The sequence below is a fragment of the Streptomyces sp. SID13726 genome (genome assembly GCF_010548375.1).
GTDB lineage: Bacteria > Actinomycetota > Actinomycetes > Streptomycetales > Streptomycetaceae > Streptomyces.
On sequence record NZ_JAAGLY010000034.1, the window covers coordinates 1 to 15,129 of the forward strand.

At 65.7% G+C, this 15,129-nt stretch carries 14 protein-coding genes; 6 read left to right on the forward strand and 8 right to left on the reverse strand.

The annotated features are described in order from the left end of the window. Nucleotides 1–123: 123 nt before the first annotated feature. Nucleotides 124–2,160: an NAD(+) synthase gene (locus tag G3I78_RS43110; protein ID WP_164435279.1), complete on the reverse strand. Its 2,037-nt coding sequence runs from the start codon at nucleotides 2,158–2,160 to the stop codon at nucleotides 124–126. A gap of 115 nt (nucleotides 2,161–2,275) precedes the next feature. On the opposite strand from G3I78_RS43110, the gene G3I78_RS43115 reads away from it, so the two are divergent. Next, the gene (locus tag G3I78_RS43115) at nucleotides 2,276–2,656 is read left to right on the forward strand and encodes a hypothetical protein (RefSeq protein ID WP_239158391.1); all 381 of its coding nucleotides are present in this window, start codon (nucleotides 2,276–2,278) and stop codon (nucleotides 2,654–2,656) included. Nucleotides 2,657–2,749: 93 nt separating this feature from the next. Here the strand turns inward: G3I78_RS43115 and G3I78_RS43120 are convergent, their stop codons facing one another. The 3 genes from G3I78_RS43120 to G3I78_RS43130 all read right to left on the reverse strand — a co-directional run bounded on the left by G3I78_RS43120 (nucleotide 2,750) and on the right by G3I78_RS43130 (nucleotide 6,116). Beyond that, nucleotides 2,750–4,696: a S53 family peptidase gene (locus G3I78_RS43120; RefSeq protein ID WP_164435282.1), complete on the reverse strand. Its 1,947-nt coding sequence runs from the start codon at nucleotides 4,694–4,696 to the stop codon at nucleotides 2,750–2,752. A gap of 143 nt (nucleotides 4,697–4,839) precedes the next feature. Continuing rightward, a complete protein-coding gene (locus tag G3I78_RS43125; protein WP_164435284.1) occupies nucleotides 4,840–5,457 on the reverse strand; it encodes a DUF305 domain-containing protein in 618 nt (205 codons plus the stop codon). Continuing rightward, complete coding sequence (locus G3I78_RS43130) at nucleotides 5,454–6,116, reverse strand: DUF3105 domain-containing protein (RefSeq protein ID WP_164435286.1); 663 nt, start codon at nucleotides 6,114–6,116, stop codon at nucleotides 5,454–5,456. The genes G3I78_RS43125 and G3I78_RS43130 overlap by 4 nt, the downstream gene beginning before the upstream one ends. Before the next feature lie 282 nt (nucleotides 6,117–6,398). Between G3I78_RS43130 and glnA the strand changes: the two genes are divergently transcribed. Next, nucleotides 6,399–7,760, forward strand: coding sequence for a type I glutamate--ammonia ligase (gene glnA / locus G3I78_RS43135; RefSeq protein WP_164435288.1), 1,362 nt, complete (start codon nucleotides 6,399–6,401; stop codon nucleotides 7,758–7,760). Between the two features lie 436 nt (nucleotides 7,761–8,196). Here glnA and G3I78_RS43145 read toward each other — a convergent pair whose 3' ends face one another. Both G3I78_RS43145 and G3I78_RS43150 read right to left on the reverse strand, forming a co-directional pair. Beyond that, nucleotides 8,197–8,358, reverse strand: coding sequence for a hypothetical protein (locus G3I78_RS43145; protein ID WP_164435277.1), 162 nt, complete (start codon nucleotides 8,356–8,358; stop codon nucleotides 8,197–8,199). A gap of 23 nt (nucleotides 8,359–8,381) precedes the next feature. Beyond that, nucleotides 8,382–8,771, reverse strand: coding sequence for a DUF6415 family natural product biosynthesis protein (locus tag G3I78_RS43150; RefSeq protein ID WP_164435290.1), 390 nt, complete (start codon nucleotides 8,769–8,771; stop codon nucleotides 8,382–8,384). A 226-nt stretch (nucleotides 8,772–8,997) separates the two neighbouring features. On the opposite strand from G3I78_RS43150, the gene G3I78_RS43155 reads away from it, so the two are divergent. Genes G3I78_RS43155 through G3I78_RS43165 form a run of 3 tightly spaced genes read left to right on the forward strand, consistent with a single transcriptional unit; the run spans nucleotide 8,998 to nucleotide 10,642 of the window. Then, on the forward strand, nucleotides 8,998–9,258 hold the full coding sequence (locus G3I78_RS43155) for a hypothetical protein (protein ID WP_164435292.1): 261 nt from the start codon (nucleotides 8,998–9,000) through the stop codon (nucleotides 9,256–9,258). After that, complete coding sequence (locus G3I78_RS43160; RefSeq protein ID WP_164435294.1) at nucleotides 9,230–9,757, forward strand: DUF6879 family protein; 528 nt, start codon at nucleotides 9,230–9,232, stop codon at nucleotides 9,755–9,757. Before G3I78_RS43155 ends, G3I78_RS43160 begins: the two co-directional genes overlap by 29 nt. A gap of 24 nt (nucleotides 9,758–9,781) precedes the next feature. Beyond that, nucleotides 9,782–10,642, forward strand: a complete 861-nt coding sequence (locus G3I78_RS43165; protein ID WP_164435296.1) for a helix-turn-helix transcriptional regulator — start codon at nucleotides 9,782–9,784, stop codon at nucleotides 10,640–10,642. Nucleotides 10,643–11,004: 362 nt separating this feature from the next. Here G3I78_RS43165 and G3I78_RS43170 read toward each other — a convergent pair whose 3' ends face one another. Then, entirely contained in the window at nucleotides 11,005–12,105 is a 1,101-nt protein-coding gene (locus G3I78_RS43170; protein WP_164435298.1) for a hypothetical protein, read from the reverse strand. Between the two features lie 261 nt (nucleotides 12,106–12,366). Beyond that, nucleotides 12,367–13,407 carry a UPF0158 family protein gene (locus G3I78_RS43175; protein ID WP_164435299.1) on the reverse strand — a complete coding sequence of 347 codons (1,041 nt, stop codon included), beginning with the start codon at nucleotides 13,405–13,407 and terminating at the stop codon, nucleotides 12,367–12,369. Between the two features lie 917 nt (nucleotides 13,408–14,324). Between G3I78_RS43175 and G3I78_RS43180 the strand changes: the two genes are divergently transcribed. Next, nucleotides 14,325–14,804 carry a hypothetical protein gene (locus G3I78_RS43180; RefSeq protein WP_164435301.1) on the forward strand — a complete coding sequence of 160 codons (480 nt, stop codon included), beginning with the start codon at nucleotides 14,325–14,327 and terminating at the stop codon, nucleotides 14,802–14,804. The last annotated feature ends 325 nt before the right edge of the window (nucleotides 14,805–15,129 follow it).

Consider the following 15,129-nt stretch of genomic DNA (forward strand, 5'->3'; position numbering starts at 1 on the left):
CGCACTCGAAGCCTGGATCAAGACCTGGAACACCGACGCCCGGCCCTTCCACTGGACCAAGACCGCCGACCAGATCATCGACCGCATCTGCCACTACTGCACACGAATCTCCGGACCAGCTCACTAGTCGAACCGCTCCAGATCCCGCAACCACGCCCGCGCGGAGCCGTCGCTCGGTGCCCGCCAGTCGCCGCGCGGCGACAGCGAGCCGCCCGCCGAGACCTTCGGTCCGTTCGGCATCGCCGAGCGCTTGAACTGGGCGAACCCGAAGAAGCGGCGGCAGAACACCTCCAGCCAGCGCCGGATCTCGGGCAGGTCGTACGCCACGCGCTTGGCCTCCGGGAAGCCCGGCGGCCAGGCGCCCGCCGCCGCGGAGTTCCAGGTGTGCCACGCCAGGAACGCGATCTTCGACGGCCGGAAGCCGTACCGCAGCACATGGAAGAGCGTGAAGTCGTGCAGCGCGTACGGCCCGATCTTCGACTCGGTGGACTGCATCTCCTCGCCCGGCACCAGCTCCGGACTGATCTCGGTGTCGAGGATCGCGGTGAGGATCTCCCCGGTCTCCGCGTCGAACTGCCCGCTGCTGACCACCCACCGGATCAGATGCTGGATCAGCGTCTTCGGCACCCCGGAGTTGACGTTGTAGTGGCTCATCTGGTCGCCGACGCCGTACGTCGACCAGCCGAGCGCCAGCTCCGAGAGGTCGCCCGTGCCGAGCACGATGCCGTCGCGCTGGTTGGCGAGCCGGAACAGGTAGTCGGTGCGCAGCCCGGCCTGGACGTTCTCGAAGGTGACGTCGTAGACCGGCTCGCCGGAGGCGAAGGGGTGGCCCATCTCCTTCAGCATCAGCCGCGCGGTCGGCGTGATGTCCAGCTCGGCCGCGGTCACCCCGAGGGCCCGCATCAGCCGGTGGGCGTTGTCCTTGGTGTGGTCGCTGGTGGCGAAGCCGGGCAGGGTCCAGGCCAGGATGTCGCTGCGCGGCCGTCCCGCCCGGTCCATCGCGCGGGCGGCGACGATCAGCGCGTGCGTGGAGTCGAGGCCCCCGGACACCCCGATGACCACCTTCGGCCCACCGATCGCCGCGAGCCGCTGCTGGAGCCCGGCGACCTGGATGTTGTACGCCTCGTAGCAGTCCAGGGCGAGCCGGTCGGGGTCGGCCGGCACGAACGGGAACCGCTCGACCCGGCGCCGGAGCCCGAGGTCGGTCACCGGGGGGTCGAGCTCGAACGACACCGTCCGGAAGTCCGACGTACGGGCCGTGTGGGTACGGCGGTTGTCGTCGAAGGTGCCCATCCGGTGCCGCTCCTGCCGCAGCAGGTCGAGGTCGACGTCGGCCACCGCGAACTGGTCGTCGAGCGGGAAGCGGTCCGACTCGGCCAGCAGCACGCCGTTCTCGTAGATCAGGGTCTGGCCGTCCCAGGACAGGTCCGTGGTCGACTCGCCGAGACCGGCCGCCGAGTAGACGTACGCGGCGAGACAGCGCGAGGACGCCGAGCGGCACAGCAGCTTGCGGTCCTCGGCGCGGCCGACCGTGATCGGGCTGCCGGAGAGATTGGCGAGGACCGTCGCGCCGGCCAGGGCCGCCTCCGCGCTGGGCGGCACCGGCACCCACATGTCCTCGCAGATCTCCGCGTGGAGGACCAGCCCGGGCACGTCCCGCGCGGCGAACAGCAGGTCCACGCCGAACGGCACGCTGACGCCGTCGACCCGGATGCTCCCGCCGCGCTCGCCGGCGCCCGGGGTGATCTGCCGGCGCTCGTAGAACTCCCGGTAGTTCGGGGGGTACGACTTCGGCACGACCCCGAGGACACGGCCGCGGTGCACGATCACCGCGCAGTTGTGGATCCGGTCGCCGTGGCGCAGCGGGGCGCCGACGACCAGCACCGGCAGCAGGTCGGCCGATCCGGCGACCACGGTCCGCAGCGCCTCCTCGACCCCGTCGAGCAGCGCGTCCTGGAGCAGCAGGTCCTCGATGGAGTAGCCGCACAGCCCCATCTCAGGGAAGACCGCGACGGCGACCCCTTCCTCGGCGCACCGGCGCGCGTGGCGCAGGACCGCTTCGGCGTTGGCGGGCGGGTCCGCGATGACGGTGTGACCCGTGCAGGCGGCTACGCGTGCGAACCCGTGCTGATAGATGGACCAGAAGTTCGACTGAGGCACGGGATCAGTGTAATCGTCAGAGCGACACTATGGGCTCCGGGGTGTGAGCGACTCAACCCGCGCGGTCCGTTGCCGGATTGTCATGACCTTGCCTTCAATGGGAGGTATGACGGGCATGGGTGACGACCGTACGGACCGTACGGCGGGATGGGGCCGGTTCCTGGCCTGGCTCCTGGTGGGGGCGTGCGCCGGCATCGGTCTGGCGGCGATCCTGACGGTGGGGGCGCTGTTCCTCGTACTCGCCGCGGCGGCCTCGGTGTTCCTGCTCCGCAAGGGACCCCGAGGCGCCCTCGCGGGAGCCGTGGCGGGTGTGGCGCTGCCGCTGTTCTACCTCGCGTACCTGAACCGGGGCGGCCCGGGAGAGGTGTGCCACGCGGTGTCGGGCGGCCAGACCTGCACCGACGAGTACACGCCGGTTCCGTTCCTCGTGATCGGGGCGCTGCTGCTGGTCGCGGGTCTCGTGACCCACGTGATCGCGGGGCGCCGTACGCGATAGCCCGGCGGGACATGCGCGAGGGCCCGGTGGTGCATGCGCGAGGGCCCGGCCCCGAAGGTTCTCGGGACCGGACCCTGTGGACGCGTGTCCGTGTCAGTGCTTGCCGTACGACTGCACGTAGCCGTTCGCGGGCGTGCCCACGCCCGTCACGTCGTCGTATCCCTTGACCGCGGACAGCGAGCTGTCCTTGCCGAGGGAGCGGACCGAGGTGAGCAGACCGCCCGAGGCGTCATAGCCGTTGGTGAAGTCGATGCGGGCCACGGCGAGTCCGGACCCCGTGGGGTTGTCCGTGACGTCGTGGAACACCTTCGACCCGTACTTGGCGTAGATCGACGGGTTGGCGAAGCCGATCGCCTTGCCGCCGCGCGCCTCCTGCGCCAGCGCCTGTACGGCCGCGATCACCGGCGAGGCCAGAGAGGTGCCGCCGATGCGGTACTCGCTGTACTGCTGCGAGCCGTCGGGGAAGGTCTGCGTCTGACCCACCAGGAAACCGGTGTTGGGGTCGGCGATCGCGGAGATGTCCGGGACCACGCGGTTGCCGGCGGCGTTGTTGGCCGTGGCGAGCGCGTTCGGGACGACACCCTTCTGGTAGAAGGGCTCGGCGACCGTCTTGCTGGTGCCGCCGCCCGCACCGGAGGTGAACGCGCCGGGGAAGTCCGTCCAGCTCTTGCCGTCGGCCGACAGGCTCGCCTTGTCGGTGCCCCAGCCGGTCTCCCACAGGTACTTGTCGCCCTTGCCGACCGCCAGCGAGGTACCGCCGACCGCCGTCACCCACGCCGAGTTGGCCGGGGTGTCGACCTGCTTCGTACCGGTGTTGGCGACCTCGTCGCCGTTGTCGCCGGAGGAGAAGTAGAAGCCGATGCCCTCGACCGCGCCGAACTGGAAGACCTGGTCGTAGGCGGCCGCGAGGTCCGGCGTCTGGTTGGCCTCGATGTCGCCCCACGAGTTGGAGACGATGTCGGCCAGGTGGTTGTCGACGACCTTGTTGAGCGAGTCGAGCAGATCGTCGTCGTAGCAGGACGCGGCGCCCACGTACGTGATGTTCGCGTCCGGCGCGACCGCGTGCACGGCCTCGACGTCCAGCGTCTCCTCGCCGTACCAGCCGGCGGCGCTGCACTCGTCGGCGCCGGTGTGCGTGTAGCCGTCGGGCAGGACCTGCTTCAGCTGGCTGGTCCGGTAGGCCGCGTCGCCGTTCTTCTTCGCGTAGTTGGCCGCGTCGAAGGCGATGGTCGGGGAGGCGTACGCGTCGGTGATCGCGACCCGCACCCCCTTGCCGGTGTACTTGCCGGCGCCGTAGGCGGAGCGCAGCTGCTTGCCCGTGTAGCCCTTGATCGCGTACGGGATCTTCTTGCCGTAGGCCTTGGGCAGGGTGCTCGCGGTGTTCGAGCCGTAGTACGAGGAGAACGGCCCGGCGTTCTTGAACACGGCGTCCGGCGGCGGCAGTTGGTCCTTGCTGCTGGCCTTGTGCGGCGCGTTGTCCAGACCGGTCACGGTCAGCACGGCGCCGTCGAGGGCGGCCGGCGCGGACGCGGTCTTCGACGGGGCGCGGTAAGTCCGCGAGCCCTTGGCGTAGTTGTGCAGCTGGGTCCCGAACGCCTTCTCGGCGGCGGCCACATCACCGGTGACGGAGACGTAGTGCGCGGTGGTGCCCGTGACCTTCAGACCGGCCGCGGTCAGCCAGGACTTCACCGCGGCGACCTGAGCCTTCGTCGCACCGAAGCGGGACTGCGCCTGCTCGGCGCTCAGGTACTTGCCGTACGACGCGGACGTCGGGTCGGCGACGGCCTTGGCGTACGCGGCGAGGCCGGCGGCGTCCTTGCCGGCCAGGTAGACCCGGGCCGAGACCTGCGAACTGTCGGACGTCGCACCCTTGTCGGCCTTGGCCGTGGCCCACGCGGGCTTGGTCCCGGCCAGCGTGTCACGGCTCGGGCTGTCCGCGGCGTGGGCCGCGGGTATACCGAGCGCCAGCGCGCCCGCGAGCATCGGCAGTGTCGCCGCCATGCTCGCCGCGGCACGGAGTTTGGCGCGGTTGGATCTCATGGAACCCCCTGAATGCGGTTCATCGCGAGTGATCACTCGACGGTGTGGCCACTCTTGCGACGAACTCTTCATGCAAGGGGAATGCGCATGCCAAGAAGAGCCCAATTAACCTAATGAAAAAGGCTGGTTCGAGGGTTAACCCTCTATGATCGCGGCTTCGCGCCCCGCTCCTTCAGCATGCCCGCCATCAGGTCGATCTCCGACTGCTGCGCCTCGACCATGCCCTGCGCGAGCCGCTTCTCCACCTTCACCGTGCAGCGCTGCGCACAGCCCTTGGCCATGTGGACGCCGCCCTGGTGATGCTCCGTCATCAGCTGGAGATAGAAGATCTCCGCCTGTTTGCCGTTGAGGGTGGCGAGCTTCTTCATCTCGCTGTCGGTGGCCATGCCCGGCATCAGCGAACCGTCCCCCGCGGAGGGCATGTCGCCCATGTCCATCCACGTCATCGGCGGATCGGCGGACACCTTCGGCAGCCCCCACAGATCCAGCCAGCCCAGCAGCATGCCGCGCTGGTTGGCCTGGGTCTGCGCGATGTCGTAGGCCAGCCGCCGCACCTCGACGTCCTTGGTGCGGTCGCGCACGATGTACGACATCTCGACGGCCTGCTGGTGGTGCACGGCCATGTCCCGCGCGAAGCCCGCGTCCGCCGAATCGGCCGCGGGCGTGTCCGCCGAACCGCCGTCCTCGGCCACCGCGTAGGTGACGGCACCGGCCGCGACGAGCACCCCCGCCACGGCCACCGCCACCCCGGCGAACCTCACTGCGACAGACCGTTCGTGCACGCCGCGCCGGGCTCGGGCGTCTGCTCGCCCTGCACGAACTTCTCGAAGAACTTGTCGACGTTCGGGTCGTCCGCCCCGGTCACCGTCCGCTGGTGGCCCCACGCCGTCAGCATGATCGGGTCCGCCTGCTTGTCGTCCGGGCTCATCAGCGTGTACGGCGTCTTCTTCACCTTGGCCGCGAGCGCGTCGACGTCCGCCTTCTTCGCCTTGCTCGTGTACGTCACCCAGACCGCGCCGTGCTCCAGCGAGTGCACGGCGTTCATGTTGTTGAGCGCCTTGGTGTAGACGTCGCCGTTGCAGTTCATCCAGACCTGGTTGTGGTCGCCGCCGACCGGGGGCTCCATCGGGTAGTTCACGGTCTTGACCACATGGGTGCGGCCCAGGGTGCCCTTCCAGGTCTTCACGCCGTCCGAGCCGGTCACGAAGTGCCCCGACCCCTTGGAGTCGGCTGCCGTGGCGGAGTCGTCGGACTGCGACTGCACCAGGACGACGGCGCCGGCGACGAGGCCGGCCACGGCCACCACGCTCGCGGCGATGATCGCGATCCGGTTGCGGCGCTCACGGGCCTGTTCGGCGCGGCGCATCTCCTCTATGCGCGCCTTGCGGGCCGTGCTGCTGCTCTTGTTGGCGGAACCCATGAGGTGTGTCCTTCTGGGGGAAAGGGGCCGGATGACAGGGACGGGCGGTGCACTGATCGTAGTGGCAGCGGGCCGGGCATTACGTATGTCAGTCCGAGCAGGCAAGATGGGCGGCGGAGCAGTACATCCGCCGGACGTGAGGCGTTCACCCCCGGGTCGCCCGGACGATCATGGTCGGCAACGCGCATGAAATGGTGTTGTGGTGTGATGCTCAGGTGCCCGACCGCCTCCTGCGGGATCCGGAGACAGGCGGCCTGACCAGCAAGGATGGGGAAGCGGAAGATGGACAAGCAGCAGGAGTTCGTGCTCCGGACCTTGGAGGAGCGCGACATCCGGTTCGTACGCCTGTGGTTCACGGACGTGCTGGGCTTCCTCAAGTCCGTCGCCGTGGCCCCGGCGGAGCTGGAACAGGCCTTCGACGAGGGCATCGGCTTCGACGGCTCCGCGATCGAGGGATTCGCTCGTGTGTACGAGTCCGACATGATCGCCAAGCCGGACCCGTCGACGTTCCAGATCCTGCCCTGGCGCGCCGAGGCCCCCGGCACCGCCCGGATGTTCTGCGACATCCTCATGCCGGACGGCTCCCCGTCCTTCGCGGACCCCCGCTACGTCCTGAAGCGGGCCCTGGCCCGCACCTCGGACCTGGGCTTCACCTTCTACACCCACCCGGAGATCGAGTTCTTCCTCCTGAAGGACCGCCCGCTGGACGGCTCGCGCCCGACCCCGGCCGACAACTCCGGCTACTTCGACCACACCCCGCAGAACATCGGCATGGACTTCCGCCGCCAGGCGATCACCATGCTGGAGTCGATGGGCATCTCGGTCGAGTTCTCCCACCACGAGGGCGCCCCGGGCCAGCAGGAGATCGACCTCCGCTACGCCGACGCCCTCTCGACGGCCGACAACATCATGACGTTCCGCCTGGTCATGAAGCAGGTGGCGCTGGAGCAGGGCGTCCAGGCGACCTTCATGCCGAAGCCGTTCTCGGAACACCCCGGCTCGGGCATGCACACGCACCTCTCCCTCTTCGAGGGCGACCGGAACGCGTTCTACGAGTCGGGCGCCGAGTACCAGCTCTCGAAGGTCGGCCGCTCCTTCATCGCGGGCCTGCTCAAGCACGCGGCGGAGATCGCCGCGGTCACCAACCAGTGGGTCAACTCCTACAAGCGCATCTGGGGCGGCTCCGAGCGCACCGCAGGCGCCGGCGGCGAGGCCCCCTCCTACATCTGCTGGGGCCACAACAACCGCTCCGCCCTGGTCCGCGTCCCCATGTACAAGCCCGGCAAGACCGGCTCGGCCCGCATCGAGGTCCGCTCCCTGGACTCCGGCGCCAACCCGTACCTCGCCTACGCCCTCCTCCTGGCCGCGGGCCTCAAGGGCATCGAAGAGGGCTACGAACTCCCCCCGGGCGCCGAGGACGACGTCTGGGCCCTCTCCAACTCCGAGCGCCGCGCGATGGGCATCGAACCCCTGCCCCAGAACCTCGGCGAGGCCCTCACCCTCATGGAACGCAGCGACCTGGTCGCCGAGACCCTGGGCGAACACGTCTTCGACTTCTTCCTCCGCAACAAGCGGCAGGAGTGGGAGGAGTACCGGTCCGAGGTCACGGCGTTCGAGCTGCGGAAGAATCTGCCGGTGTTGTAAGAGCAGGTCAGAGCCGGTTTCCTGCTGTTTTGGCGTGTGGGGCCGACGGTCACGGACCGTCGGCCCCACGGCGTCTCATCCCTCCTGGGCCGTCTCTGGGCCGTCCGGCGCAGGATCGGTGCCGTCGTACAGGCTGTCCACGGCGTTCCGGGCCCGCGCGTCGCTGCTCGGCATGAGGTGCGTGTACACCCGGAGCGTGAAGCCAGGGTGGGTCTGCCGCACGATCGGGTGTCATTCGGGTTGTTCTGCGTCGGGAACTTCTTCGCACCGCTATCAGCACGCGCGTCAGCGTGGTGTCCGGCTCGACGTGGTCAGCGTGCTCGCGGTGTGCCCAGACGTCCCGCCCCGGTCTGCTCATGCTCTCTTCGTGCCAGAGGTGAACTGCGTCGTCAGGAACGGTGATCAGCTCGTCGCAGTAGCGGCAGAAGCCTTGGGTTCATGCCACACCCGCGATGCGCGCGTGACAAGGACAGTCGCAGCGTCGTACCAGGATCAGGCCCGCTCCGTGGGGCAGCGGGATGTCCTTGGTCTGGCGGCATTCGTCGTGCAGTCCCTCGTAGCCGTCCCGCGAAGCCAACGCGCACTCAGCGGAGCGCATCGAAATGTCGTCCATGGCCGTGGTCACGGGCGCTCGCCGAGGTTCTCGTAGTGGTCGCACAACGCGTTCAAAGTGCGTGCCAGACGTCGGGCATGGCCGACTTCTGCGCCGAATCTGCGGCTCGGCTCGGCTCGAAGCTTTCCCCGAGCCTCGCCCACGCAGGCGAGTGCGCAGTACCGGTGGATGCTGTCCTTCTTCAGCAGTCTGACGGACTGCTCGACCTCGGGGATGAGTAGCTCCAGGTGACCCCGAATCGTCTGTGTCAGCGTCTCCAGTTCGTCAGCCGCCGGGGGCAGCACCACGGCATCCGGGTCCAGCAGAATCTGCACGGTCTCGCGCATGACGGTGATGTCCGGGCGAGGGGCTTGCCGTCGCTCAGTACCTTCGGATGCCGCTGTGATGCGGTTCGCCATGTCGCCCCCTGCCCAGTCGGCCACGCCCCGGGGCCGTTCGCATGGTCGCCGGGTCTCCTTGTGCCCCTCGAAGCTAGGGATGCGATAGACACCTACGCCAGTGATGTGCAGATCTTTGCATCCATGCCAACCTGCCGTGGTTCTGTCGAGTTCGGCCTCTTGACCAACTACGCCGTCTGCCGGAGCGTGTCGCAAAGAACTGCACATCTCATGGATGGAGTAGGTCATGTCGCTACGGTTCATTGGGATCGACCCCGACACCAAGACCGGGGACTCACCGACCGTGTGGGTCGACCAGGAGAAGGGCGAACTCGTCTTCCAGGGATGGAAGCCCGATCCTCAACTCGAAGCAGAGTGCGCCGCGTTCGAAGTGCCGGGCCATGCCGTCGGCATCCCGGCGGACGAGGCCGTCATCCGCATCCCTGCCAGGATGGTGCACATGATCAGGGAGGCGTGCGATGTCCTCGATCGTTCCGACGATCGCTGAACTCATGGGCAGGTGCACACACTCCGCTGTGCACCTTGAGATGCGAGATCACTACGGGGTGGCCGCAGAGGCCGACGACTTCCGGACGTGGCTGGAGACCGGCCGTCTCGACAACGACCCCGGATCGCCCGACTGGGCACCCTGGGTGGACCTGGTCTCCCGTGCCGTGGCGCGTGGTGTCGCGGTGCGGCGCGCCCGGATCGTGTCTGAACCCGTTTCGGACTACATCCGCTACGAACACGCCTCCACCGGCGTCAACGTGCGCGCCGGCGAACAGGTGCGCTGGTTGCCCCGCCGTCGCGCTTCGGACATCGCCTTGCCCGGCAATGACTTCTGGCTCTTCGACGACCAGGTGATCCGGTGGGGCTACTTCTCAGGCGACGGGGCCATGATCGGCCACGAAGTCTCTGAGGACCCTGCCGCCGCGAAGCTGTGCGCCGAGTCCTTCGAGGCCGTATGGGCGCGTGCGGTTCCCCACGACCAGTACCAGATCCACTGACCAGAAAGCACCGGCAGCCAACCCATGCCCGCCTCGCCCTCCTCGTCTGCCCAGGCCGCACGTGAAGCCGTCGCCCACCGGCTGCGCGACCTCCGCAAGGAAGCCGGCCTGACGGTCGTCCAGTTGGCGGCCGCGTGCGGCTGGCACTACTCCAAGACCTCGCGCATCGAGAACGCCCTCACCGGGCCGTCAGCGAACGACATCCGACGCTGGTGCACCGCAACTGGTTCGGACGGGCATGCTCAGGATCTCGTCGTACAGTCCATCAGCGCCGAGTCGATGTACCGGCAGTGGCGTGACCAGGTCCGTGCCGGCCTGCGGCACATCCAGGACAGCCGGGTGCAGGCGTCCCGCGAGACCGAGACCTTCCGGATCTACTCGTCCAGCATTGTCCCCGGACTGTTGCAGACAGAGGGCTACGCGCTCGCCGTCCTCGGTATGGCCGCGGGCATCCACGACTTGGACATCGACGACAGCGCGGAGGCCGCGCGTGCTCGGCTCGAACGCTCCCGAATCATCCACGAACAGGGACACCGGTTCGTCGTGGTCGTCGAGGAGTCGGTCCTCCACTCCCAGGTAGCTGACACCGACGCGATGGCAGCACAACTCGGCTACCTCCTCACCGCTGGCGCCCTACAGGCCGTCTCCCTGGGCGTCATCCCGATGAACATCCGCCGGACACACTGGCCCGAGGAGACCTTTCACATCTACGACGACAAGCACGTCTCGGTCGAGCTGGTGTCGGCGGAAGTAAATGTCACCCAGCCCTCCGAGATCGCCCTGTACATGAAGACGTTCGAGCAGCTGCGCAGCATGGCCGTCTACGGCGCGGACGCCCGAACCCTGATCGTGAAGGCGATCGAAGCCCTGCGCCAAGCCCGATAGAACTTTCCTTACGCCATCAAGGCGGCTCGCTCCGCTCCCCGCGCGCGGCACGGGCGCCGGCCGGGCCTGCGCTCCTGTCTCCGCCCCGCTCCAGCCCGGCCGGCGCCCGTGCCGCGCACACAGCATGCAGCCGCTTGCCGTCAGAGAAGGGTGCATCGTGGCTGGGGCGGTCGGCTCCACGGCTTTACGGAGCCGCTTTGGGGGGAGCCTCGAAGATCATGGCCCCAACGTCGTGCTTTACCGGGCAGGTCCACAGACTGCCCGACGCGCCGGAAGCTTACGGGGCCATGATCACTCGCGCCAAAGTAGCGCCACCCCAAAGCCGCTCCGCCGACCTTGTGAATCTCCCTCACAAAGCGCGGTCACCGGTAGTCATGCAGCCCAATATGATCCACAATAAACCTGAAATTCACTCCATCGATAGCAAAGTAGATTCGCCCACAATGGGAAGGATCCTTCGCGTCGTCGACCTTTACATGGGGGATAGCCTTCAGCCCTTCTAGGGTACGGCCGTCAACCACGACGTCACTCGGAGAAAGCTTTGCATCAAAAAGAGCTATCTCAATTTCGCATTGAGTCATGGAAAAATCTGCCAAGGCTGCACCCAACCGTCCCTTAAGGGTGAAATAGGAGTCAGCCACACGTTCGAGCTTGGTAACAAATTTAAGCATTCGGGCGGGGTTCGGGTAGGGGTTACCGGGCAACATCTTGAGCGCTCGATCCGTCAGCACGAAATGAGGGCCAACTAGATTACTGATTCGATCGGCAGCATCAGCCCAATTCACAACATCGGAAACCCGGGAGTCGTCCTCCTCTATGGGAGAAATCTCGACCAAATGCATCGACAACTCCGCGAGATGTTCATCGAACGACATCTCGGCACTTCTTGTACCAAGAAGGTCCGCCTTAGCACCCGGCTTCGCCGCCAAATAGGGCGCAGTGAATACCTCAGGATTTGCGACCCAGTCAACCCAAACGAGCAGGGCGCTAGGGGGCCGACTCTTCAACTCTTTCACAACCTGCGAGATGGAAGATTCGGGATTCGGCCTAATATCCAAATCAATCTCACGCAGACCGGCCACGAGTCTCATTTCTCGTTTCCAATGGGCCCGTGGGGAATTTTCGTCCTTAGATCCCCCGAGGAGGGCAACCACCTTCTTCCAAGGCTTCCCGCCAGGCTCCGCTTGCGCTTGAAAACCAATAGCGGCTACTTTGAACAGTTGAACAATTTCAGATTCCGCCTCCTCTAGACTCTCGAACCACTTATCCGAGAGTGACAGAAGTTGCGTACTTCCAAACCTCAAGCCATGTTCAACTGCAACAAGTCTCGCGACTCCAAAGATCGTCGAACCGGTGGGATGCTTAACTCCAACAGCAAGGCCGAGGGCTCGCGGGTTCTCGCGACGAAACTTTTCCGGCTGACTACCAAGTTCTACGAGTTCTCCATCGTCAGGCCGCTGCATAGGAAACACCATCGCCGGACTTCCAAGGAGGAGCGCGCGGCGCCCACGTGATTCCACGCCGCAGCCCGGTAGGCTATCGATATCGTCGTAGGCCCGCCTTAGTCCCTCCATATCGCCGGGGAGAACCAGCGGACTCTCACCCGGCACATGCAGCTTCTTTTTGGGAACTACGACTCTCGGCCACTCGTTCGGATCGGCTGGAGCAGGCGCATAAATCTGCTTACGCTCAATGAGATCCCTTAGCGTATGCACAACACACCACTACTCTTCGAAGAGGTAGCCGACCGGAATGCAAATTTTGCGGAGTTCGGACTCCGGCATACGTTCAATAGCTTCATGTAGCCGTTGGCGTAGCGTCGCCGCTGAATACACTGCGCTCTTCGATGCCTGCCCGGTGAAGAACTGCACAACGTCGCGATCATGCGTGTGCTTTAGTGGACTCTCTGCTACGCGCCTATTAGCCCCCTTGACAGGAGCCACTGCCTCTTCGGGCTGTTGTGACATTGCAGGTTGAGCAGAGGAAGGAACTTGGTTGATCTGTACTGACGTAAGACGGCTATCGGAGTCCCGCCACTTGAGCGCCTCCGTATAAACCCTTTCACGCAGGGTGTTGTGCCACCGGTTCAACAGATTAGGGAAGCTGCGAAGAACAACCACGAAGTACCTAGCAGGGTGTTCACTTTTTAGCGCCTCGGTGAGAACACGACTCACTTCTGGGTCTGTCACGAGGAGGGCAAAATCCCTCATCCAATCCAGTTGTTGCTGGCGCGAGATTGGCTTGATCTCAACAAAACCCGATGGATTATCGGAAATCTTTGTTCGCGCTTCCGCGTACCGAGTCGGTTCAAGTGGCGCAGGTTCTGTTGGCAGCGTTACGACTCGATCCTCATTCAGGACATAGAACCGCGAAGTCCGCGGGTTCCAATCCGAAAATGCTTTCCAGAGGTCGGGGCGCATCCTTGCAGTAGAGCCAGCTTCAGCAGTCGCTCCAGGAATCGCCACCGATACGTCGCCGGGACGGTCACGATCAATCTCAACGTAGCCGCGCGCCTCGGCGTCATCCAAAAAATCTCGAAATCGCTTGTATCCCACGCGTTTTGGATCGAACCCCCCGTAGGTGCGTCGGCCCATCTCCAGCCGCACCGCACTACCGGTCGCCGATGACGCGCCGGCTTGAGACAGGGATGCAATCGCGTCAGCGAGAACATTGAAGGCTGCGGCTTTTTCCTCGGCCTGAACGTCACTCGGCGCGTTAGAAGCAGACGTAGACGTCTGCGGGACAGAGTGAGAACTCGTCGTCATCAGCTACTCCAGCAGTGAGCTAGGCCGTGGTCCCACAAAGTGGGACCACGGCCTAAGCCAACATTTATGGATGTAGCACCGGCGACAGCTAGTAACCGACCACGCTTCCCCGCAGGGGCCTCACTTCGCCTATGGGACACCTACTGTGCGTCAGTGACCCGGCGTCATGAAGCTGATCGTCTACTCACGCCCGGTCTCCTTGGGCCTTATGCCAAGTTAACCAAGCTCCAGCACTCTCCAATGGCAGTGTCAGGGGCCTGGCTCTCCAAGTCAAGTGGGACAAGCTGTCCAGGCCCTGACCGGCCACGGGCGGCCGTCACCGAGCACAGCACTGACGTGCGCTCATGACGGGTAGTAGCGAGCTGCGGGCCTGGTTAGGCTGTCGTGCGCTACCCTCCGTCGCTACGCTGATCTACGATCACGGAGGGTAGCGCACGACAGCCGAGATGAACTCATTTCTTTGCTTAAAATTTACCAAACTAGCCACTGAGAAAAGGGGTGTCAGCACAGATCTCGGCACCCTACGCCGGGCGTCGCGTGCCTTGGTGTCGGTGCGAATCACGTTGGCAGCCGTCGCGACGGCATCGATCCCATCCGTGTGCCTGGCCCGTGCAGCGTCCGAGCAAGACGACCTGCGGATCTTGATAGACGCTCCTGGCCGAGTTGCGCAGCAGGGAAGTCATGGCGCAGCGGTGAGTGTCTAACTGCGGGACAACGCAAGCGGACAACGGCGAACAACCGCGGACGCCTGCGGACCCTCCGCGCAGGTGAGAACCCCATGCCCTGAAGGCGCCACCCCCACCCAAGTTGCTTCGGGACGAAGAGGTCCTCGGTGCTGCTGCGGGCATCAACGACGCTGACTGACCCGTCCCTTTTGCGGGAACTGCTACATCTAGGGGCGTGACGTCGGGGGGCTGATGATCGATCAAGTGCTGATCTGGTTACTGCTGGCAGTAGCGGGCGCCGCCGTCCAACGTGTCAGTGACCTCATCTTTGGCGAGCCCATCGAAAAGCTCGTGTACTCCCTTCTCGTCCGACGCCACACTGCGGAGGTCTCACTCGCAGGTCAGTGGCACAGCTCCTTTGAGTGGATCTCCGATGACGACGGAAGCGCACTCATCGATCGCAGGACCCTGCGCGCAACGAAGCGCGGTCGACGAATAACCATGAGTGACCCAGGGGGCCCCGACCGCTCCCGCCTCAAGCTCCAGGGAACAGTCACGGCTGGAGGCGTCTTCTCCGGAGAATGGGAGGAGTGGGCCATGTCGGGGCGTCACTACCGCGGCGTATTCCAGTTCCTCCTGGCACGGCCCGGGAGCGAGCTACGCGGGCAGTGGGTTGGATTCAACCGATACGACACTGTCCAGAACGGTAGTTGGGTCCTCAGCAGAAGCTGATGACACGGCGCCGGGGACTCAAGCAAGGGCCGCACCACGGGCGCACCAGATGGGGCGGGGAACAGCGGGGAATCACGGGGAACGGGGGCGGTGCCGTCTAAACCGCAAGGCCACCGTTCGCCCAGCTCAGCACCCCGACCGGCCCCAAAATGCCTCAGCTTCCCAAGCTGATGTCCAGAGCCGAACTGGGGATTGATGGGCGGCCTCGCCGGGCCGTCTCTGGGCCGTCGAAGGGGGACCCACAGCGACCAACAACGGCCAATGACAACCCCTCGGCCGCAGGTCAGCGAGGCGCCAACGTCTATCGCCCAAGGTCGCTCCGGGC